At 67.0% G+C, this 21,171-nt stretch carries 16 protein-coding genes; 3 read left to right on the top strand and 13 right to left on the bottom strand.

Annotated elements, in window-relative coordinates:
- Positions 1-45: 45 nt before the first annotated feature.
- From AC3WMR_RS20370 to AC3WMR_RS20325, 10 genes are all read right to left on the bottom strand, one after another.
- The gene (locus AC3WMR_RS20370; protein ID WP_492264577.1) at positions 46-1,734 is read right to left on the bottom strand and encodes an AMP-binding protein; all 1,689 of its coding nucleotides are present in this window, start codon (positions 1,732-1,734) and stop codon (positions 46-48) included.
- Positions 1,735-1,736: 2 nt separating this feature from the next.
- Positions 1,737-2,330, bottom strand: coding sequence for a chalcone isomerase family protein (locus AC3WMR_RS20365; RefSeq protein WP_492264578.1), 594 nt, complete (start codon positions 2,328-2,330; stop codon positions 1,737-1,739).
- Positions 2,294-2,839: a DUF4442 domain-containing protein gene (locus AC3WMR_RS20360; RefSeq protein WP_025140063.1), complete on the bottom strand. Its 546-nt coding sequence runs from the start codon at positions 2,837-2,839 to the stop codon at positions 2,294-2,296. Before AC3WMR_RS20360 ends, AC3WMR_RS20365 begins: the two co-directional genes overlap by 37 nt.
- Before the next feature lie 4 nt (positions 2,840-2,843).
- On the bottom strand, positions 2,844-4,043 hold the full coding sequence (locus AC3WMR_RS20355) for an acetyl-CoA C-acyltransferase (protein ID WP_492264579.1): 1,200 nt from the start codon (positions 4,041-4,043) through the stop codon (positions 2,844-2,846).
- A gap of 9 nt (positions 4,044-4,052) precedes the next feature.
- Positions 4,053-6,443, bottom strand: coding sequence for a 3-hydroxyacyl-CoA dehydrogenase NAD-binding domain-containing protein (locus AC3WMR_RS20350; RefSeq protein WP_492264580.1), 2,391 nt, complete (start codon positions 6,441-6,443; stop codon positions 4,053-4,055).
- Between the two features lie 61 nt (positions 6,444-6,504).
- Complete coding sequence (locus AC3WMR_RS20345; RefSeq protein WP_492264581.1) at positions 6,505-7,815, bottom strand: OmpP1/FadL family transporter; 1,311 nt, start codon at positions 7,813-7,815, stop codon at positions 6,505-6,507.
- 108 nt (positions 7,816-7,923) lie between these two features.
- Complete coding sequence (locus AC3WMR_RS20340) at positions 7,924-9,858, bottom strand: 3-hydroxyacyl-CoA dehydrogenase NAD-binding domain-containing protein (protein WP_492264582.1); 1,935 nt, start codon at positions 9,856-9,858, stop codon at positions 7,924-7,926.
- Entirely contained in the window at positions 9,855-11,150 is a 1,296-nt protein-coding gene (locus tag AC3WMR_RS20335; protein WP_492264583.1) for an acetyl-CoA C-acetyltransferase, read from the bottom strand. The genes AC3WMR_RS20340 and AC3WMR_RS20335 overlap by 4 nt, the downstream gene beginning before the upstream one ends.
- A 16-nt stretch (positions 11,151-11,166) precedes the next feature.
- The gene (locus AC3WMR_RS20330) at positions 11,167-13,515 is read right to left on the bottom strand and encodes an acyl-CoA dehydrogenase (protein WP_492264584.1); all 2,349 of its coding nucleotides are present in this window, start codon (positions 13,513-13,515) and stop codon (positions 11,167-11,169) included.
- Positions 13,516-13,560: 45 nt separating this feature from the next.
- Positions 13,561-14,238, bottom strand: a complete 678-nt coding sequence (locus AC3WMR_RS20325) for a TetR/AcrR family transcriptional regulator (RefSeq protein WP_492264585.1) — start codon at positions 14,236-14,238, stop codon at positions 13,561-13,563.
- A 324-nt stretch (positions 14,239-14,562) separates the two neighbouring features.
- On the opposite strand from AC3WMR_RS20325, the gene AC3WMR_RS20320 reads away from it, so the two are divergent.
- The 3 genes from AC3WMR_RS20320 to AC3WMR_RS20310 all read left to right on the top strand — a co-directional run bounded on the left by AC3WMR_RS20320 (position 14,563) and on the right by AC3WMR_RS20310 (position 18,491).
- Entirely contained in the window at positions 14,563-16,155 is a 1,593-nt protein-coding gene (locus AC3WMR_RS20320; RefSeq protein ID WP_492264586.1) for a glucosamine inositolphosphorylceramide transferase family protein, read from the top strand.
- Between the two features lie 565 nt (positions 16,156-16,720).
- On the top strand, positions 16,721-17,470 hold the full coding sequence (locus tag AC3WMR_RS20315) for a response regulator transcription factor (protein WP_492264587.1): 750 nt from the start codon (positions 16,721-16,723) through the stop codon (positions 17,468-17,470).
- A gap of 346 nt (positions 17,471-17,816) precedes the next feature.
- Positions 17,817-18,491, top strand: coding sequence for a response regulator transcription factor (locus AC3WMR_RS20310; protein ID WP_492264588.1), 675 nt, complete (start codon positions 17,817-17,819; stop codon positions 18,489-18,491).
- Here the strand turns inward: AC3WMR_RS20310 and AC3WMR_RS20305 are convergent.
- The 3 genes from AC3WMR_RS20305 to AC3WMR_RS20295 are packed head-to-tail and all read right to left on the bottom strand — an operon-like array spanning position 18,469 to position 21,160.
- The gene (locus AC3WMR_RS20305) at positions 18,469-19,719 is read right to left on the bottom strand and encodes a glycosyltransferase WbuB (RefSeq protein WP_492264589.1); all 1,251 of its coding nucleotides are present in this window, start codon (positions 19,717-19,719) and stop codon (positions 18,469-18,471) included. The genes AC3WMR_RS20310 and AC3WMR_RS20305 overlap by 23 nt on opposite strands.
- Complete coding sequence (locus tag AC3WMR_RS20300; protein WP_492264590.1) at positions 19,716-20,276, bottom strand: putative colanic acid biosynthesis acetyltransferase; 561 nt, start codon at positions 20,274-20,276, stop codon at positions 19,716-19,718. The genes AC3WMR_RS20305 and AC3WMR_RS20300 overlap by 4 nt, the downstream gene beginning before the upstream one ends.
- The gene (locus AC3WMR_RS20295; RefSeq protein WP_492264591.1) at positions 20,273-21,160 is read right to left on the bottom strand and encodes a glycosyltransferase family 2 protein; all 888 of its coding nucleotides are present in this window, start codon (positions 21,158-21,160) and stop codon (positions 20,273-20,275) included. The genes AC3WMR_RS20300 and AC3WMR_RS20295 overlap by 4 nt, the downstream gene beginning before the upstream one ends.
- Positions 21,161-21,171: the final 11 nt, after the last annotated feature.

The following is a 21,171-nucleotide window of genomic DNA, read 5'->3' as shown; positions in this document are numbered from 1 at the left end:
GGCCGTCGCCAGGCCGCGGCCTGGCGACGGCACCCGCGCCGGCGGCTAGGCGCCGGCCGTGTCCTTCTGCGGCTGGGCGGCCGGCTTGAGCTCGCGCCGCAGGATCTTGCCCACGTTGGTGCGCGGCAAGTCGTCGCGAAACTCGATGTAGCGCGGCACCTTGTAGCCGGTCAGCTGGCTGCGGCAATGCGCGATCAGCGTCTCGGCGTCCAGGCTGGGGTCCTTGCGGATCACGTACAGCTTGACGGCCTCGCCCGAGCGTTCGTCGGGCACGCCGATGGCCGCCACCTCGCGCACGCCGGGGTGCAGCGCGGCCACGTCCTCGACTTCGTTGGGATAGACGTTGAAGCCCGACACCAGGATCATGTCTTTCTTGCGGTCGATCAGGTAGACGTAGCCGGTTTCGTCGACATAGCCGATGTCGCCGGTACGCAGGAAGCCGTCGGGGGTCATCACCAGCGCGGTCTCGTCGGGCCGGTTCCAGTAGCCCTGCGTGACCTGCGGGCCGCGCACGCAGATCTCGCCCGTTTCGCCCACCGCCAGTTCCTGGCCGTCGTCGTTGCGGATGGAAAGATCGGTGGACGGCACCGGCAGGCCGATGGACCCGGTGAACACCTGCACGTCCAGCGGGTTGATGGTGACGGCCGGGGAGGTTTCGGTCAGGCCATAGGCCTGCGCCAGTGACTTGCCGGTGACGGCCAGCCAGCGGTCTGCCACGGCGCGCTGCACGGCCATGCCACCGCCCATTGTCAGGCGCAGCCGTGAAAAATCCAGCTTGGCGAATTCAGGGTTGTTCAGCAGCGCGTTGAACAGCGTGTTCACGCCCGTGAAGGCGCTGAACGGCACCTTGGCCATTTCCTTGACCAGCCCGGGAATGTCGCGCGGATTGATGATGAGCAGGTTGCTGGCGCCGATCTTCATGAAGGTCAGGCAGTTCGCCGTCAACGCGAAGATATGGTAGAGCGGCAGCGCGGTGACGATGCATTCCTGCCCTTCCTTGACCAGCGGGCGTACCCACGTATAGGCCTGGGTGACGTTGGCCGCCAGGTTGCCGTGCGTGAGCATGGCCGCCTTGGCCACGCCGGTGGTGCCGCCCGTGTATTGCAGGCAGGCCAGGTCGTCCTGCGTCAAGGCCACTTCGCTGAACGGCGCATCGTGGCCGGCGCGCAGCGCGTCGCCCAGCCGCAGCGCGTTGGGGATGGACCAGGCGGGCACCATGCGTTTCACACGGCGCACCACGAAGTCGACCAGCCGGCCCTTGACGGGGCCCAGCAGTTCGCCGATGGAGGTGACCAATACGCGTTCGATCGCGGTGTTGGGCAAGGCCTTTTGCAGCGTGGCGGCGAAGTTGTCGGCCACCACGATGGCGCGCGCGCCCGAGTCGGCCAGTTGATGCTCCAGTTCATGCGCCGTGTACAGCGGGTTGCAATTGACCACGATGCAGCCGGCGCGCAGCGCGCCGAACAGGCAGACCGGATACTGCAGCAGGTTGGGCATCATCAACGCCACGCGGTCGCCCTTGCGCAAGCCATTGGCATGCAGCCAGGCGGCGAAGTCGCGGGCCAGTCGGTCCAGTTCGGCATAGGACAGCGACTTGCCCATGCTGAGGTACGCGGTCTTGTCGGCGAACCGCCGGCAGCTGTCACGGGCGATCGACACCAGCGTGGTCGTCGGGTCCAGGTCGATCTCCGCGGGCACGCCGGGCGGGTAGCTCTTTTGCCAGATTCGTTCCATCTTTACGGAGTCCCCAGTAGGGCTTTCTTCAGGGAAGACTGCGCCGGGTTGTCGCCCAGCCAGACTCGCAGCAGCGCGCGGGCGAAAGCGGGGTCATCGATGCGGCCGCGTTGCTTGCCGTTGTCGGTGACCGTGACGCCGCGCGCATCGAAATCCAGGTCGATGACATCGCCTTCACGGGCCGAGCCGATCTCGGCCATCAGCGCCGACAGGCGGTCGGCGTGCACCTGCAGGGCGGCGCGTTCCGCTTTGTGGGTATTGTCATTCAATCCGTCCTGCAATGCGGCGTCCAGGCTCTTGCTGTCGACATCGCGCAAGAGTTGCAGCCGCATGCGGCGCGGTTCGTTGCTGTTGATCAAGGTCGCGGCGTCCTGGCTCTTGGCGCTGGCGTACAGCGCCGCTACGTAGACCTTGACCACGAACTTGGTGCGTAGACCCGCGCCGTTCAGCACCAGCGTGTGGCCGCCGTCGGACAGTTGCTCCGGCACGCGCACGCCGGCCACTTCCATGTCGGCGGCCAGCGCCGGGGCGCCTGCCAGGCAGGCGGCCAGGATAAGGCTCAGGGCGGTGGCTCGCCCTCCAGGGATGCAACGCATGTGTCTCCTCCAGTCGTTTTCTGCTTGTAGTACTTCTTGTCGGCGATGTAGATCGTGCGTTCCACGACGGCGTAGACGACGCCGTCCTTGTCCTTCAATTCCACGGTGTACGTCCGGGTGGTCTCGTGGTCCTGCGCAAGAATCCTGCGTATGTCCGCGATTTCTCCCGGTGGCAGCCGGAAGTCCACGTACAGCGTGGTGTAGGCGGGCTTGCGGTAGCGGATGGACGCCGCCTTGTCCCACACGATGTGGTCCGCGCCCAGCGCGGCCATCAGCATGGTGGGATGGGCGCCGTCGGTCACCGCGAACAGCGAGCCGCCGTACATGGAGCCCACGATGTTGCGCGTGCGCCGCAGCAGCGGCAGCTTGATGCGGATGTGCTGGAAATCCGGCGACACGTGCAACACCCGGCCGCCAGTGGCGCGAAACGCCGGATGCAGGTTGAATCCCACTCGCATCAGGCGCGCGCGCCAGGCTGGCGATAGCCGTTTGAACCAATAGGGCTTCACCGGCTTACAGGGCCTCGAACAGCCCGGCCGCGCCCATGCCGGTGCCGATGCACATGGTCACCAGCCCGTACTTGCCGCCGGTGCGGCGCAGGCCGTGGGTCAACGTGGCGGTGCGGATCGCGCCGGTGGCGCCCAGCGGATGGCCCAGCGCGATGGCGCCGCCCAGCGGGTTGACCTTGGCCGGGTCGAGCTTGAGTTCGCGGATCACCGCCAGCGACTGCGCGGCGAAGGCTTCGTTCAGTTCGATCCAGTCCAGGTCTTCCTGGCGGATGCCGGCGCGGGTCAGCACCTTGGGGATGGCGGCCATGGGGCCGATGCCCATCACTTCGGGCGGCACGCCGGCCACGGCGAAGCCGACAAAGCGCGCCAGCGGGCTGAGGTTGAACTCGCGCAGCACGCGCTCGGATACCAGCACCACGGCCGCGGCGCCGTCGGACATCTGCGAGCTGTTGCCGGCCGTGACGCTGCCGCGCGCGGCAAACACCGGCTTCAGGCGCGCCAGCGCCTCGGCGGTGCTGTCCGGGCGCGGGCCTTCGTCCACTTCGACCAGGCGGCGGGTTTCGCGCACGTTGCCGTCGGCCCCGCCCGGCAGGCGGGTCACGACTTCAAACGGCGTGGTCTCGGCGCGGAAGTGGCCGGCGGCGATGGCGGCGCTGGCCTTCTGCTGCGAGGCCAGGGCGAAGGTGTCCTGGTCTTCGCGCGACACCTTCCATTGCTCGGCGACCTTTTCGCCGGTCAGGCCCATGCCGAAGGCCATGCCGATGTTCTCGGGGTGCGAGAAGATGGCCGGGTTCAGCGACACCTTGTTGCCCATGATCTGCGGCATGGCGCTCATGGACTCGGTGCCCGAGCCGATCATGATGTCGGCTTCGCCGGTGCGGATGCGGGCGGCGGCATCAGCCACCGCTTGCAGGCCGGACGCGCAGAAGCGGTTGACGGTGACGCCGGCCACGCTTTGCGGCAGCCCCGCCAGCAGCAGCCCGATGCGCGCCACGTTCATACCTTGCTCGGCTTCCGGCATGGCGCAGCCGGTGATGACGTCGTCGATCCTGGTGGCGTCCAGCCACGGCGTCTGGGCCAGCACGCCTTGCAGGGCGGCGGCCAGCAGGTCGTCCGGCCGGGTGGTGGCGTAGGCGCCGTTGCGCTTGCCCACCGGCAGGCGCGTCGCGGCGACGATGTAGGCCTCTTGAATCTGCTTGCTCATGTCAATTCCTCAATTTCGCAGGGGCTTGCCGGTGTCCAGCGTGTGGCGGATGCGCGCCTGGGTTTCAGGCGTGCGCAGCAGCGCCACGAATTCCTTGCGCTCGACCGCCAGCAGCCACTCTTCGTCCACCTTCGCGCCGGTCTCGACTTCGCCGCCGCACAGGGCCACGGCCGCGCTGCGCGCCACGCGGTAGTCATGCGCGCTGATCATGCCGCCTTCGCGCATGTTGACCAGCACCATCTCGAAGTTGGCGATGCCGTTGCGGCCGGCCACGGGGATGTCCTTCAGGCGCGGCGGCGGCACGTAGCCGGCGGTGGCCGCGGCGCGGGCCTGGCCGATGGCCACGAACAGCAGTTCGCCGGGGTGGAACAGCACGATGTCGTGTTCGCGGGCAAAGCCGGCGTCGACGGCCTCGCGCGCGCTTTTGGCGACCTGTGCCATGGCGATGGTCTGGAACACCGGTTGCAGGTAGGGGAAGACCTCGCCGGGCGTGGCTGTCCTGGCGGCCAGGGCGGCTGCGCGGCCGGCGAATTCCTTGCTGCCGCCGCCGGCCGGGATCAGGCCCACGCCGGCCTCGACCAGGCCGATGTAGCTTTCCAGCGCCAGCACGCGGTGCGAGGCGTGCATCAGGAATTCGCAACCGCCGCCGAGCGCCATGCCCTGCACGGCCGCCACGGTGGGGATTTGCGCGTACTTGAACGATTGCGAGGTGCGCTGGAATTTCTCGACGGTGGCTTCCAGCATGTCCCATTGGCCCGCGGCGCAGGCTTCGGACACCTGTTGCAGGTTGGCGCCCACGGCGAAGGGGGCGTCATGCCAGATCACCAGGCCGTCGAAGTCGCGTTCGGCCCGGGCGACCGATTGCAGGATGCCTTCGAGCACCTCGGCGCCCAGCGTGTGGTTCTTGGACGTGACCGACAGGATGGCGATGCCGGCATCCACCTCGGGCAGGTTCCACAAGCGCACGCCTTCGTTTTCCCAGACGGTGACGCCGCGATCGTCGGCCCCTTCGCCGAACACGCGTTCGGGGAACAGCTGACGCTGGTACACCGGCAGCGTCGAGCGCGGATGCAGCGTGCCGCTGCGCGCGGAATACGAGCCTTCAGGCGTGTGCACGCCCTTGCGGTCGGGTTCGAGGGCCCAGGCCGGCAGCGGTGCGTCGCTCATGGCATGGCCGGCCTTGATGTCGTCGGCCACGGCGCGGGCGATGTCCTGCCAGCCGGCGGCCTGCCAGGTTTCGAACGGGCCCTGGGCCCAGCCGAAGCCCCAGCGCATCGCCAGGTCCACGTCGCGTGCATTGTCGGCCACCTGGCCCAGCTGCACGGCGCTGTAGTGGAAGATGTCGCGGAACAGGCTCCAGAGGAACTGGGCCTGCGGGTGGCTGCTGGCGCGCAGCGCGGCAAAGCGCTTGGCCGGATCGCGTTCCTTGAGCAGGGCCGCGACTTCGTCGGCCAGCTTGCCGGCGCTGGGCCGGTAGTCTTGCGCTTTCAGGTCCAGCACCAGGATGTCGCGGCCCGCCTTGCGGTAGACGCCGGCGCCGCTCTTCTGGCCCAGCGCACCCTTGGAAATCAGCGCGGACAGCCAGGCGGGCGGGGTGAAATAGCGGTGCCACGGGTCGTCGGGCAGGCCCTTGTCCATGGTGCCGATCACGTGGGCCAGCGTGTCCAGGCCCACCACGTCGGCGGTGCGGTAGGTGGCGCTCTTGGGGCGGCCGATCCTGGGGCCGGTCAGGGCGTCGACTTCGTCAAAGCCCAGGCCCAGGCGCTGCGTATGGTGGATGGCAGCCAGGATCGAGAACACGCCGATCCGGTTGGCCACGAAGTTGGGCGTGTCCAGCGCGCGGATGACGCCCTTGCCCAGCGTGGACGTGAGCCACGTTTCCAGCTCGTCCAGCACGGCGGGCTGGGTGTGCGAGGTGGCAATGATTTCCACCAGCCGCATGTAGCGGGGCGGATTGAAGAAATGGATGCCGCAGAAGCGTTCGCGCAGCGTGGCGGGCAAGGCGTTGGCCAGCGCGTCGATCGACAGGCCGGACGTGTTGGACGCGATGATGGCGCCGGGGGCGACGTGGGACGCGATGCGCTCGTACAGCGCGGTTTTCCAGTCCATGCGCTCGGCGATCGCTTCGATGATCAGGTCGCAGTCGCGCAGGCGCTCGATGTGGTCGTCGTAGTTGGCCGGCGTGATGAGGGCCAGGCGGGCGGCGCCGGCCAGCGGTGCGGGCTCGAGTTTCTTCAGGCCGGCCAGCGCTTTCTTGACGATGCCGTTGCGGTCGCCTTCGGGCGCGGCCAGGTCGAACAGCGTGACGGGCACGCCGGCATTGGCCAGGTGGGCGGCGATCTGCGCGCCCATGACGCCGGCACCCAGCACGGCGACGTGTTTGACGACGAACTTGCTCAAGGAAGTCTCCTGAAAATGCAGGCGGCAGGCGGGACCGGCCCGCCCGCCGCCCTAGGCAAGGCTAGAAGCGGGACGACAGTTGCAGGCCGAAGATATGGCCGCTGCTGTCATAGGTGCCCGCGACGCGGCCCTTGGTCAGCTGGTTGCCGGACGTGGTGTCGATGTCCGTCTTGCGCAGGTACAGATAGGTGTAGCCCAGGTCGATCGTCGTGCTCTTGGTGGCAGCCCACTGCACGCCCGTCGAGAACCAGTAGCGGTCGTTGTCGGGCAGCGAGGTCGGGCGGTCTTCGGCCTTGTGGACCGGCGACTGGTCGTAGGCCAGGCCGAATTTCCACTTCCAGTCGGGCGCGAACTTGTACGACGTACCCACGGCGATGCGCCAGGTGTCGCGGAAGTTCAGCGGCAGGTCGTCATCGCGCGCGCCGGTGCCCGAGTTGCGGATCTTCAGGTCGGGAATGCTGCTCCAGCCCGTCCACGAGATGTCGCCCAGCAATTCCCATTTCTCGTTGAGCTGGTGGGTGGCGCTGAGGATCAGGGTGTCGGGCAGGTCGACCGAGGCCTTGGCGTCGAACGATACCGACTGGCCGGTGGGGCCGATGTTGTCGATGTCGGTGTCGCCCTTGGCGGTGTGCTTGATCTTGGAACGGTACGACAGGCCGATGCGGGTGTCTTCGGTGGGTTGCAGCATGAAGCCCACGTTCCAGCCCCACGCGTCGCCCTTCAGGTTCAGGTCGGCATCACCGTTGGTGAAGACCGTGCGGCCGCCGGGCAGGGCCACGGGCACGACCGTCTTCTTCTTGTAGGTGGCGTCGATGTGCTGCCAGTTCACGCCGAAGCCCATCGAGAACTTGTCGTTGACCTTGTAGGCGACCGACGGATTGATGTTGATCGTCTTGATCTCGAACTTGTTCGAGTGGTATTGGCCGTCCCAGCCCTTGTCGTATTCGGTCATCAGGCCGAAGGGGGCGCCGACGCCCAGACCGACGAACCACTTTTCGCTCAGTTGCCACGAGCCGTACAGGTTGGGCACGACGCCCAGGTTGCCGGCATCGCCGCCGTCGCCGCCGGTGGGGCGGGTGCCGCCCAGCGCCGTGGGGTTGCGGCTGTTGCCGTTGTCCGAGAACTTGAACGAGGGCTTGATCAGGTTGACCCCGCCCGAGACGTTGATGCCGGGCAGGTAGGTCATGCCTGCCGGGTTGTAGTAGATGATGCTGGCGTTTTCCGGATTTGCCGCCGAGCCCGCGTAGGCGTTGCCCAGGCCGCTGGCATTCTGCTCAAGGAGCTGAAAGCCGGCGCCGTGGGCGGCGCTGGTCGCGCCCAGACCGACCACAATGGCCGACAGGGTGCTCAGGGACAATGAACGTCTGCTCATGGTACTGCCTCCTCGTGTTGGATGAGTGTGTCTCTATGGCACTGCCGGTCTCGTGTCCCGGTCTATTCGGCTCAGGGGTAAAGGGTCCTTGGCCGGTTGTCTGCTGTGCTACGTACTGCGACTGCTCCGGTAATGCAGGGGTCCGCCCGTGAACGGTGCGAACCCGGTTCCAAAAATCACGCCCGCGTCGGCCAGGTCGGCATCGGCCACCACGCCGGAATCGACCCGTTCGCGGGTGGCGTCGATCAGCGGCTGGATCAGGCGTTCGGCCAGGCCTGCCGGTGCGGGCGGGCCGCCGGCCTTGTCCTTGACCGGCTTGCCGTCGCGCCATTCATAGAAGCCGCGGCCGCTTTTCTTGCCCAGGTCGCCGCGCGCCAGCCGTTCGGCCAGGCAGCGCGGCGGCTCGGCCCCGCCAGCCAGTTCCTGCCCCGCCGCGCGGGCGATGTCCAGGCCCACGGTGTCGGCCAGTTCCAGCGGCCCCATCGGCATGCCGAACGCGACCATGGCCGCGTCGACCGTCGCGGGCGACAGGCCTTCGTCGACGCTGCGCATGGCTTGCAGCATATACGGCGCCAGCACGGCGTTGACCAGGAAACCGGGCGCGCTCTTGACGGGCAGCGCCAGCTTGCCGATCTGACCGACAAAGGCGCAGGCACGGGCCAGCGTGGCGGCGGCGATGCCATCGGCGTGCACCACTTCCACCAGCGGCATCTTGGCCACGGGGTTGAAGAAGTGGATGCCCACCAGGCGTTCGGGATGGGAGAGGCCGACGCGCAGCGTTTCAAGCGACAGGCTGGACGTGTTGGTGGCCAGCAGCGCGTCGGCCTTCATGCGCGGTTCCAGCGTCTGGTAGAGGCCGCGCTTGGCCTCGGGCTGTTCGCTGATGGCCTCGATGACCAGGTCGGCCAGCGGCACGCCGCCGCCCGCGGGGTCGGGCACGAGCCGGTCGAAGGCGGCGCGGGCCGCGCGCGGGTCTTTCAGGCGGCGCGAGAACAGCGTCGCGGCGCGCTTGATGGCGGGGGCGATGCGGGCCAGGTCCTGGTCCTGCAACGTGACGGTCATGCCTTTCAGGGCGCACCAGGCGGCGATGTCGCCGCCCATCACGCCGGCACCCACCACGTGGACGTGGCGCACGGGCGCCACGCCGGGCTGGCGGCCATTGGCCTTCAGGCGTTCCTGCAGGCGGAACACGCGCAGCAGGTTGCGGGCGGTGTCGGACGCGATGATGCCGTCGATGAGTTGCGGCGCCTGCAAGGCGTTGCCGCCCTGTTTTTCCCAGATGTCGACGATGGCTGGTGCGGCCGGGTAGTGGCGCTGCGGATCCTTGGCGGCGATCTGCTTGCGGGCGCGGTTGGCGGCCACGGCCTTGAGCGGCCAGCGGTTCAGCCAGGCGCCCAGGCCGCGCGCGCGGCGCGGCGGCTTGCCCGACAGCACGGTGGCGCGCGCCGCGGCCAGCAGCAGACGCGGCGGCACGCGGGCATCGACCAGGCCCAGCGCGGCCGCGCGGCGCGCGTCGGCGCCGCGGCCGGTCAGCATCATGTCCAGCGCGGCGGGCGCGCCGATGACTTCGGCCAGGCGCAGCATGCCGCCCCAGCCGGGGAAGATGCCCAGCATCACTTCGGGCAGTGCCAGCGAGGCGCCGGGCGCGTCCTCGACCAGCCGGTAGCGGCAGGCCAGCGCCAGTTCCAGGCCGCCGCCCAGGCAGTGGCCCTGGATCAGGGCCAGCGTCGGGTAGCGCACCGCGGCCAGGCGGTTGAACAGGTTCCAGCCGCGCGCCACCAGCGCCCGGCCTTGTTCCGGGGTGGTGAGTTCGGCGAATTCATTGACGTCGGCGCCCACGATGAAGCCCGACGACTTGCCCGAGCGGATCACCAGGCCCTTGGGCGGCTGGGCGTCCAGCGCGTCCAGCACCGTGGCCAGCTCGGCCATGGTGTCGGCCGACAAGGCATTGACCGCGCTGCCGGCGCGGTCGAAGATCAGCCACGCCAGGCCGTCGGCGTCGCGCTCCAGGCGCCAGTGCGAAAGCGATTCCAGAGCGGTCATTGGCGGTCCCCATTCAGTGTTTCGACCAGCATCGCGCCGCCCATGCCACCGCCGATGCAGATCGCGGCCATGCCGCGTTTGGCGCCGCGGCGCTTGAGCGCGTCCAGCAGGTGCAGCACGATGCGGGCGCCGGATGCGCCCACCGGGTGGCCGATGGCGATGGCGCCCCCGTCCACGTTCAGGCGGGCAGGGTCCAGTGCGCCCCAGGCGGGGGTGCCGAAGTGTTCCTGGCAGTAGGCGTCGTCTTGCCAGGCCGCCAGGCAGCCTAGCACCTGGGCGGCGAAGGCCTCGTTGATTTCCCACAAGTCCAGGTCATTCAGGCCCAATCCGTGGCGTTGCAGGATGGGCGTGGCCGCGTGCACCGGGCCCAGGCCCATCTGCGCGGGGTCCAGGCCGGCCCACTGGCTGTCCAGAATGCGGCCCAGCGGTTGCAGGTTCCAGCGCTGCACGGCTTCTTCGGACGCCAGCACCAGCATCGCGGCGCCGTCGGTCACCTGCGAGCTGTTGCCGGCGGTGATGTTGCCCCAGGGCTTGTCGAACACAGGCTTGAGCTTGGCGAGTTTTTCGGGCGTGGAGTCTTCGCGCACGCCGTCATCGTCGGGGTAGGCCTTGCCCTGGGTGTCGATCAGCGGCGCGATCTCGGCGAAGGCGCCATGGGCGCGGCCGGCCAGCGCGCGGGCGTGGCTTTGCGCCGAATAGGCGTCCATGGCCTGGCGGCTGATGCCGAAGCGGGTGGCGACATTCTCGGCGGTCTGGCCCATGGACAGGCCCACCACCGGGTCCGTCAGCCCCTTGAGCAGGCCGATCACCGGCGCCAGGTCGCGCAGGCGCAGGCGGCGCAGCGCGGCCAGCTTGGCGCCCATGCCACGCGCCGCATACCAGCCCGCCAGCCAGCGCGCCATGTTGTCGGAAAACAGCAACGGCGCGCGCGACAGGGCGTCGACGCCGCCGGCCAGCACCAGTTGCGAGCGGCCGGTCTGGATGTTGGCGATGGCCGAATCCAGCGCCTGCATGCCCGAGGCGCAGTTGCGCATCACGGTCCAGCCGGGCACCTTGTCCCCGCAGCCCAGCCGCAGCGCGATGACGCGGCCGATGTTGATTTCGTCGGGCGAAGGCGCGGCGCAACCCACGATGACCTCGTCCAGGTCCGTGGGCGCGTAGGGTTGGCGCAGCAGCAGGCCGCGGCCGGCCTGCACGGCCAGGTCGCCGGCCGAAAACGGGCCGGGGCCCGTGCGCGCCTTCAGGAAGGGCGTGCGGGCGCCGTCGACCACGTATACCGGTTTGAATGCCATCCGATCCCTCCCTGGTTCAGGCCGCTTTGCGTTCGGCGGCGGGCTTGACCGCGCCAGTGATGCCGAAGTCAAAGGGGAAATCATCCACTTTCACCACGGTATCGCGCAAGGTGTTGCGGCGCTTGACCACCGCATATTCTTCGGCGGTGATGCCGCCGGCGGCAAATGCGGCGTCGGCCAGGTCGCGCACATTGGCCTGCGGATTGCCTTCCAGCGCGCCGCTTTTCTCGAAGGCGCGGATCTTCGATTCGATGGGTTCGGCCTCCAGCGTGGCGGCCAGCGCCAGTTCGATGGCGCCTACCGGTTCGTCGGCGGTGGCGGGCAGGTGGCAGCCCGCGGTCAGGCGGTCGCGGGCGGCGCCCGGGTTGATCAGCAGCTGCGCCACGTCCTGGCCCAACTGGTCGGACGGCAGCGATTGCGCATGGCCCCACGGGAAGACGATGCGGCGCAGGCTCCAGGCCACCAGGCGGTTCGGGTAGTTTTCCAGCACGCCTTCAAAGGCATCCTGCAGCCGGAACAGCGCGTCCTGGATCGACCAGTGAGCCAGCGGCGCGTCGCTGGCCTGACGGCCTTCGTCTTCGAAGCGCTTGAGCGTGGCGCTGATCAGGTACATCTGCGACAGGATGTCGCCCAGGCGCGCTGACAGGCGCTCGCGGCGCTTCAGGCTGCCGCCCAGCACCAGCATCGAGGTGTCGGCCAGCAGGGCGAAGGCGGCGGAATAACGGCTGAGCAACTGGTAGTAGCGCTTCATCTCGGGCGCCACGTCGGCATTGACGCCGACCCAGCGGCCGCCGGTCAGGGACGTGCCCAGCGCGCGCAGTTTGTTGCGTGTCACGAAACCGACATGGCCCCAGAAGGCGCGGTCGAAGTCGTGCAGGCCCTGCTTGCGGTCAGGCAACTGGGCCGCCTGCATCTCGGCCAGCACATAGGGATGGCAGCGGATCGCGCCCTGGCCGAAGATGATCAGGCTGCGGGTCAGGATGTTGGCGCCTTCGACGGTGATGCCAATGGGAATCTGCTGATAGGCGCGGCCCAGGAAGTTGGACGGCCCCAGGCAGATGCCCTTGCCGCCGATCACGTCCATGCCGTCGTTGACGACCTGGCGCGCGCGTTCGGTGACGTGGTATTTGACGATGGCCGATACGACCGACGGCTTTTCGCCCAGATCCACCGCGCCCGCCGTCATGCTGCGGGCGGCGTCCATCATGTAGGTGTGGCCGCCGATGCGGGCCAGCGCTTCTTCCACGCCTTCGAACTTGCCCACCGGGGTGCGGAACTGGCTGCGCACGCGGGCATAGGCGCCCACGGCGCGCGCCGTCAGCTTGGACATGCCGGTGTTGGACGACGGCAGCGAGATCGAGCGACCGGCGGCCAGGCATTCCATCAGCATGCGCCAGCCCTGGCCGGCCATGGCCGGGCCGCCGATGATGAAGTCCAGCGGCATGAACACGTCCTGGCCGCGGGTGGGGCCGTTCATGAACATGGCGTTCAGCGGGAAGTGGCGGCGGCCGGTGTCCACGCCGGGATGGTCGTGCGGCACCAGCGCGCAGGTGATGCCCAGGTCTTTCTTGTTGCCCAGCAGGCCGTCCGGGTCATACAGGCGGAACGCCAGGCCCAGCAGCGTGCAGACCGGCGCCAGCGTGATGTAGCGCTTGTCCCAGCTGACCCGCATGCCGATGACTTCGCGGCCCTGCCATTCGCCCTTGCAGACGATGCCGCTGTCGGGGATGGCGGCGGCATCGGACCCGGCCCAGGGGCTGGTCAGCGCGAAGGCGGGCACGTCGTCGCCGCGCGCCAGGCGCGGCAGGTAGTGGTTCTTCTGTTCGTCGGTGCCGTAGTGCAGCAGCAGCTCGGCCGGGCCGAGCGAGTTGGGCACCATGACGGACACGGCCAGCGCCGACGAGCGCGTCGACAGCTTGGTGACGATTTCGGAATGGGCATAGGCCGAGAACGCCAGACCGCCGTATTCCTTGGGGATGATCATGCCCAAAAAGCCGCTGCGCTTCAGGTAGGTCCAGACGTCGGCGGGCAGGTCGAAACGCTCTTGCGTGACGCTCCAGTCGTTGACCATGCGGCAGGCCTCTTCGGCCTGGTTGTCCAGGAAGCTCTGTTCTTCCGCCGTCAGCCGCGGACGCGGATAGGCCAGCAGGCGGCTCCAGTCGGGGCGGCCGCGGAACAGTTCGCCTTCCCACCAGACCGTGCCGGCTTCCAGCGCATCGCGTTCGGTGTCCGACATCTGCGGCAGCACCTTGCGGTAGAGATTGAAGATGGGGGCCGACAGCAAGGCCCGCCTGATCGGGCGCACGCCCAACAGGACGGCAACCAGGAGCGCGATGACGACCAGCGCGACGATGACTGCGTTCATTTCCTTGTCTCCTTTCTCTATGTTCTGGTGGACCTGCCGCGCGCGTCAGACCTGGGTGGCGCAGTGCGGCGGCAAGGGCGCGCGCAGCCCGCCGAGCAGAAAGCTCATCAGGCGGGGCAGCAGCAGGCCGGGGTTGTCGGGTTGCTCGGCTTCGTCCAGCGTCCAGCCCGTTACCGACCGCAGCAGGTCGGTGCCGATGATGGCGTAGGAGGTTGCGCCCAGCATGAATTGAAAGCGCCACACGATTTCGGCGCGCGGCACGTCGGGCAGAGCGGCGAACAGCGCGTTGCGGTAGCGCTCGAGCACGTCGGCGTATTCCTCGGCGAACAGCGCACGAATGAAGTCGGACGGGTCCGTCATGGTGCGTTCGAGCAGCGGCAGGAAAGTGCTGCCGGCCTGGCCGGGGTCGGCCGCCAGGCGCAGCAGCGTGCCGAAGAAGGCGTCGACGATCTGCGAAGGCTTGAGCGGCTTGCCGTCGGCCTGGGCCTCGAGTTCATCGAGCAGGCGCAGCCGTTCGCGGTTCAGGATTTCCAGGCGTCGCTTGAGCACGGCCTGCACCAGGGATTCCTTGGAGCCGAAGTGGTAATTCACGGACGCCAGGTTGACGCCCGCCGCGCCGGTGATCTGGCGCATGGACGTGCCGTCGTGGCCTTGCTGCGCGAACAGGGCTTCGGCGGTGTCCAGGATGGATTCGCGGGTAGTGGAGGATCTGAGTTCTTGCATCGGGTTGAATTCAAACGTTCGTTTGAAAGGAGTATGCGCGTCCCGGTGCAGGGATGCGATCCCGGCAATCCCGAATAGGGTTTACCCCTAACGTTCGAGAAGCTCATCCGAATGGTGCTGTGGGATCCGCCCCTCAACCGAATGGCAGCCGGCCATTTGTCCTCGGACGCCCGCCCTAGGATGAAAGCCGTCTGGAAGCCTTCGCCGAAACGCCTCAGTATCAGCGCGAGGACTTGAAAGCGTTGCACCGCGTATGCACCTGGCGAGCCCGATCGCCGTTCCGGTGCAGAGAGGCCATTTCGCCCTGACACAGGAGCAGGAGACATGAAGACCTACAGAGTGGGGCTGTTGCTGGACGGGACGGACCAGCCCGGGTGGATCCACGACATGGCTGAGTGGCTCGCGCGCAGCCAGGATTTCGAGTTGGCTGCGCTGCTGGTGATGCAGAAGGCGCCGGTGGATCGCAAACCCCGGCTGGGCGCCAAGGCCCTGTTCGGTACGTTGTCGCGCCTGGAATCCCGCCTGCTTCCTGCCAGGCAGCGCCAGATGCTGACGTGCCGCGACATGCGCGCCAGCGTGCCCGCATCCACGGCGGTGCTGGCGTTGGCGCATGATGCGCCCGATGACGATGGCGTGGCCGCGCTGGGACTGGACCTGGTGATTCTGCTGGGCGCTTTGCCGCCGGTGCGCACGCGCATGGCCGGCTGGGCGCGGCTGGGGTTATGGCGCCTGAGCTATTCCGACATCGCCGTTGCTACCAGCCGCTATGCGGGTTTCTGGGAGGTCTACCAACGCGAGGACCACACCACCGTGAAGCTGTGGCGCGTGGGCCTGGATGCGGATGCGGATACGTTGCTGGACCAGCGCAGTTTCAATACCGAAGTGTTCTGGCTCAAGAACCAGACACGCGCCTTCAGCCTGGGCAACTTCATGATCTACGACGCCTTGCAGGCGCTGGCGCGCGCGCGGCCCGGTGTCACGCCGCCCGGCATGCAGATCATGAGCGGGCAGCGCCGCGACGATCCGGCCGAGTGGGACAGCGCGGCCTACATTGCCCGCCAGGCCTGGTTAATGACCGATTTGATTGTGCGGCGCATCATGAAACGCAATGTGCGCTGGCGGATTGGTATGTTTCCGTCGGCCAGGCAACAAGCGGTGGTATCCGAGGCAATGGTATTGCAGCCCCCCAAGGGACGGTTTTTCGCGGATCCGTTTGTATATACCAAAGATCAACATCCTTATATATTTTTCGAAGATTACGATTTCACCTCCCGCAAGGGCACTATCTCCGTGGCGACCTTTGAGGACGGGGCTTTCCGCTTTCTGGGGACGGCCTTGAACCTGCCTTACCATTTATCCTTTCCCTATATATTCGAATATGAGGGCGAGACCTACATGGTGCCGGAAACGTGTGGAAATCGCAGCATAGAGTTATGGAAATGCTCGGAATTTCCGTTGAAATGGGAATTGGATTTAACCTTGATGACCAATATTTCTGCCGTCGACACCATTATTTTCAAACGCGGTGAATACTGGTGGCTATTAACCAATATCGACCGCACGGATGGCCAGAATCATTGCGATGAATTGTTCGCCTTCTTTGCCGACTCGCCGCGTTCCACCCACTGGACGCCACACGCCAGCAACCCCATCGTGCGCAACCCCATGCGGGCCCGCAACGCCGGCATCGTTGTCTCTCCTGGCGGAGAGGTCATCCGCTGTGCGCAGTACCAAGGCTTCTGCCACTATGGCAAGGGTGTGTCGCTGAACCGCATCGAAGAACTCTCGCCGTCCACCTACGTCGAGACGGACGGCGAAATTCACTACGCCAGCTTCCTGAGGAAGCGTCATGCTTCAATGCACCATTGGCACCATCAGGGGGGTCACACGGTATTTGACTTCGCCTATATGGAGTAAATGACGCGGCGTAATTGAAAATAAAAATGTTACCTATATTTCGATTGCCGCCGGCGCACCCGGGCTTAATGTGTCCGCGGAAACATATAGACAGACCTGCCGGCAAATTCGACCGATTCTTGCCATCGCCACGGCGGGCGCCGCTGGCGCTTGCAGCCGTCTTTCACACGCCTGAATGCGGCCTGCACACCCATTCCTTATGGCTGTTCCCCAGAGGGAGACGGCTCCCTTGCCCATGGGCAAGGGGGGTGGAAACCCTAGCGGATGAAAGGATGATGGCCCCGCCTCATCCTGATTTACGAGGCTGATTAAGGCTAACGAATGATTTCTGTTTTTGTCGGATTATATCGAGTCGAAGCGTCTTGATTTTGCCAATTCCGAACCATAAGATTGGTTTCATGCCATCCGTTATGTTGGCTACGAAAGTCTCCCAGCCCAAACGACCCGGTGCGGTGTCATTAGATATTCCGGGATACGCGGACCACCCCCGCGGGGTTGGAAAAAAAACAAGTCTTCAGCACAGCGAAGATCCCTTCTAGGCCTGTTGAACAACCAGGAGGACACCATGGCCAAGATGGTCCTGATTGAAGCCCACCCGCTCTTGCGGCTGGGGTTATGGCAGATTCTGAGCAAGTTGGACGATGTGTGGGAAATCGAAGGGATGGGGCTCGCCGACGTCTCCAAGGCGGATGGCGCGCATGCCGGCGCAGACCTGTTGATCTACGGCTTGCCGGTGGACAACGAAGAAGCCTGGAGCACGTTGCACGAGATCCAGCGGGTGCTTGGCCCGAAACGGATCCTGCTGCTGACGGATGTCATGCCGTTGCCGATGCCGGTGCAGGGTTTGCCGGGCGCCAGCGTCTATGGCTGCCTGATGAAGACGGCCTCGGTCGAGATCCTGGAAGCGGCCATCCGCCTGGTCATGGCGGGCGGTCAGTGCTTTCCCAGCGAACAGGCGCTGCAAACGCCGGCGCAGGCGGCCTGCGCATTGCCCACGCGTGAGCTGGACGATGGCGCCGCCAGGGGCTCGATGCCCATGAGCGCGGGGGCGCAGCTGTTGCAGATCACGCCGCGCCAATACGAGGTGCTGGTGCTGCTGGCCAGGGGCTATCCGATCAAGACCGTCAGCCGGATGCTCAACATCTCGGTGGCTACGGCCAAGACGCATGCCTGCACGCTGTACCAACGTCTGCACGTCAAGAACAAGGGTGAGGCGGTCTACGCGGCCTTGCAGCGCGGCGCGACGTTGGAATGGCATGAACCGAACGGCCGCGACGTGGATGCCGGTCAGCTTTACGGACGCAAGCTCGGATAGCGCAAGGGCGTATCGGCACCCCGGCCCGGCAGCCGGCCGCCCGCTATCTTTTTGCACCCGGCCATCCCGCCTAGGGCATCCAACGCAGCATCGGCGGTCGCCGTGCCGCGCCCTTCCTCCTCCAATCATCCTCCTGCACGAGATTCAGCGAACGTAGCCGCTGATAGCATGGGTTGTGTCCGCAAGCATGGGTTGAGATGGCGAATCACAATGCCCGCCAGAGCGATGCCACGCAGTGGACGAGATTCCCGTGAGTCTGGCAACGCACTAGAACCGCCGTTGCAGCGTGGCGCAGCCTGGTCATGGGAACCGTGTCTGGGCTCCGCGTCACAAGGTTCCCCCCGGGATGACAACCGTTCTAATCGAAGACTACGCTCTGCTTCGTGTCGCCATCCAGCATGTGCTGGAGCGTGTCCGGAACGCCGAGGAAATCCTGGCCATTTCGCCAGCCCATCTCCTTAATATGTCCAGTTCGATCAACCGGCCCGTGGAATTGCTGGTGGTCGGTTGCAGCGGCGTGGCCGAGCCGGACATCGGGCTGCTGTCGCAGGCCATGGCGCTGTTCATGCCGCGCCTGGTGCTGGTGCTGTATTCGGTGCTGGACCCGCACGTGATGGCCGCCTGCGCCCGCGCAGGCGTGGCGGGCTACCTGCCCAAGGCGTCCAGCCCGGATGCGCTGGCCGCGGCCGTGAGCCTGGTGCTGGCGGGTGGCGAATGCTATCCCCAGCCCAGCGGCCGGCCCATGGCGTCATCGACCGCGCCGCTACAGGAACTGCGGGAACTGACCCAGCGCCAGGAAGAGATCCTGCAGTTGTTGGTGCAGGGCAAGACCATGCGTGAGATCGGTCAGCAGGTCGGTATCTCGGTGGCCACCGTCAAGAGCCATGCCCGCACGCTGTACTGGAAGCTGAACGCACGCAATCAGGCCGAGGCGGCCTACATTGCGGTGCAGATGGGATTGGTGCGTAGCGGCAGCGCGCCCGCGCTGCCGGTGGGGGTCAAGGGCGGCGACGTGGAATGAGGCGGGCGGGGCCGCCGGCCACGGCGGCGAATTCCCGCTCGGCCGCGGCCAGCACGGCATCCACGTGCAGATGGTCCTGCGCATAGCGGCGCGCAGCGACGCCCAGCGTTTCCCGGATCTGCCCATTGCTGGCCAGCTTGCGCACGGCCTCGGCCATGGCGGGGGCGTCTTCGGGCGGCGTCACCAGCCCGCAGCGCGCCACCACCCCGGCCAGCTCGGTGCCGCGCGCCGCGCCGCAGACGACTGGGCGGCCGCTGGCCAGCATGCCGGTCAACTTCGACGGCATGACCAGGTCGGCCGCGCCGGCGCGCTGCGGCAGCAGATGGATATCCGCCGTGTTCAGCAGGGCGCCCAGCCGGTCGGCTGGCTGCAGGTCCAGGAAGCGTACGCGCGCCAGGCCCTCGCATTGGGCTTGCAGCGGGGCTTTTTCGGGACCCTGGCCGCAAAAGACGAACCAGAGCCTGTCTTCCTGCTCAAGCAGCCGCGCGACCTGCGCCAGCGTGCCCAGGCCCTGTTTGCCGCCCATGTTGCCCGAGTACAGCGCCACGATGGCGTCTTCGGGGATACCCAGCTCGGCGCGCAGGTGGTTGGCGGGGTCGGGCGTGATAGCGTTGACGTCGATCCAGTTGGGCAGCAGCACCGCGCGATCGGGGTCCACGCCCTTGTACAGCGCCAGGTCCAGCATGCGGCCGGAGATGGTCGAGACCCGGTCGAAGCGCCGCATCAGCCAGCGTTCGGCGCGCAGCACCGCGGCGCGCAGCCCGGCGCCCTTGAGCAGGCCCAGGTCGAAGGCCGCATCCACTTCGTAGTCCTGGATGTGCAGCCAGGCCTTGGCGCCGCACAGCCGCGCGGCCAGCCACGCGGCGGGCGCGCAGAACAGGGCGGGCTCGACCACCACGATCAGGTCGGGCCGGCCGGCCGCGGCGCGCAGCAGCGAGGGCAGGCTGGACAGCGCGAAGCTGGCCAGGTGCAGCAGGCGCTTGGCGCCGCCGGGCCGCTTAGGCACCCACAGCGGGGCGCGCCGTACGGTAACGCCGGCACGCGTTTCCTTGTGGTAGCGGCCGGCGCGATAGCCCTCGTGCACCTGCCATTGCGGATAGTAGGGGGGCGCGGTGACCACGCTGACCTCGTGGCCGCGGGCGGCCAGCCATTCGGCCAGCTCGGCGCTGTATTTGCCGATGCCGGTCAGTTCCGGCGCGTAGTTGATGCCGTACAGAAGGATCTTCATGCCGGCGGCGCCACGCGGGGCCTGACGGGCCGGCAGGGGTTGCCGTGGCACACCATGGCGGGCGGCAGGCTGCGAAACACGGAACTGCGCGCGCCCACCACGGCTTCGCGGCCGACGGTGACGCCGGGGCCGACGAACACGTCGGTGGCGACCCAGGCGCCGTCCTCGATGCGCACGGCGCGCTCGCGTAGCGGAAAGTCGGGCTGCGCCGCGTCATGATCGGCGGCGCACAGGTAGCTGCGTTGCGACACCACGGCATGCGCGCCGATATGCACCGGGCCCAGGCTGTATATCACCGCATCGTCTCCGATCCAGGCGTAGTCGCCGATGTCCACCTTCCAGGGGTAGGTCACCGTGACGCTGGGGCGGATCAGCACCTTCTTGCCCACCCGCGCGCCAAAGCGGCGCAGCAGCCAGCGGCGAAAGCCATAGGCCACCTGCGGCGACCAGCGAAACAGGGACCCCTGCACCAGCCACCACAGCTGCACGGTCAGCGCCGAACGGCCGCGTTGGCCGGGGGCAAGCGCGAACTGGTCCAGCCGTTGCAGCGCGCTCATTTGGCGGCCCCCGGCAGGGCGTCGCTGCGTGCCTGCCCGGCATCGGCCTGGCGGGCCTTGCGGATCTCTTCGGTCTTGATGCGGATCTGCCAGTAATACATGGCGCGGGCCACGGCATAGTCAAAGCCCGCGCGCCCGTCCAGGAAGCCCAGCCGCAGCACGTAGGAATGCAGGAACGAAATGGGCGCCTTGAACGGCATGGCCTGGAAGACGCGCTTGAGCAATGCGCGCGCGCCCACGTTGGCTTCGCGCGGGTCGTTCATCAGGCCCTTGATGCGCAGGTTGGCTTCCCAGTCGGAATAGCGGTTGTGCTTGTCGAAGTAGTGGTAGAGCGAATCGTGGTCGTTGTGCACCATGCGGGCGCGCAGCGCGAAGGTGTCGCCCTGCACCTGGGGCTGGTAGTGGCCTTCCACCTCCCACATGTGGGCCACGTCCAGGTCGTCGTAATCCAGGAAGCGCGAACGATCTCGGGCCAGCAGCGCCAGCTTGTAGACGCGGTGGCCATGCAGCAGCTTCTTGCCGCAGAACACGTAGTCGAACGGCACGAAGGCGCCGCCTGCGCCGGCCGCGAAGCGCGGCAACGCGGCCCGGATCTCGTCGGCCAGCGCCGGCGTCATTTCCTCGTCGGCGTCCACGTACAGCACCACGGGATGGCTGAAGGGCAGCTGTTCCAGGCACCACTGCTTTTTCTTGGGGTACTTGCCGTTCCACTGGAAGTTGGACACCTTGGCGCCCAGCGCCGTGGCCATGGCGCAGGTGGCGTCGGTGCTGTTGGAGTCGACCACGAAGACTTCGTCGAAGTCGGCCAGCGCCTTCAGGCACTTGGCAATGTTGCGTTCCTCGTTTTTCGTCATGACGACGACGGATACCGGTATCTTGGACATGGTGCTTTCCT

This window comes from Achromobacter sp. FW305-C-28 (assembly GCF_058783235.1).
The sequence above is the reverse complement of the archived record's forward strand: the minus strand, read 5'-3'. Positions and strand labels throughout refer to the sequence as shown.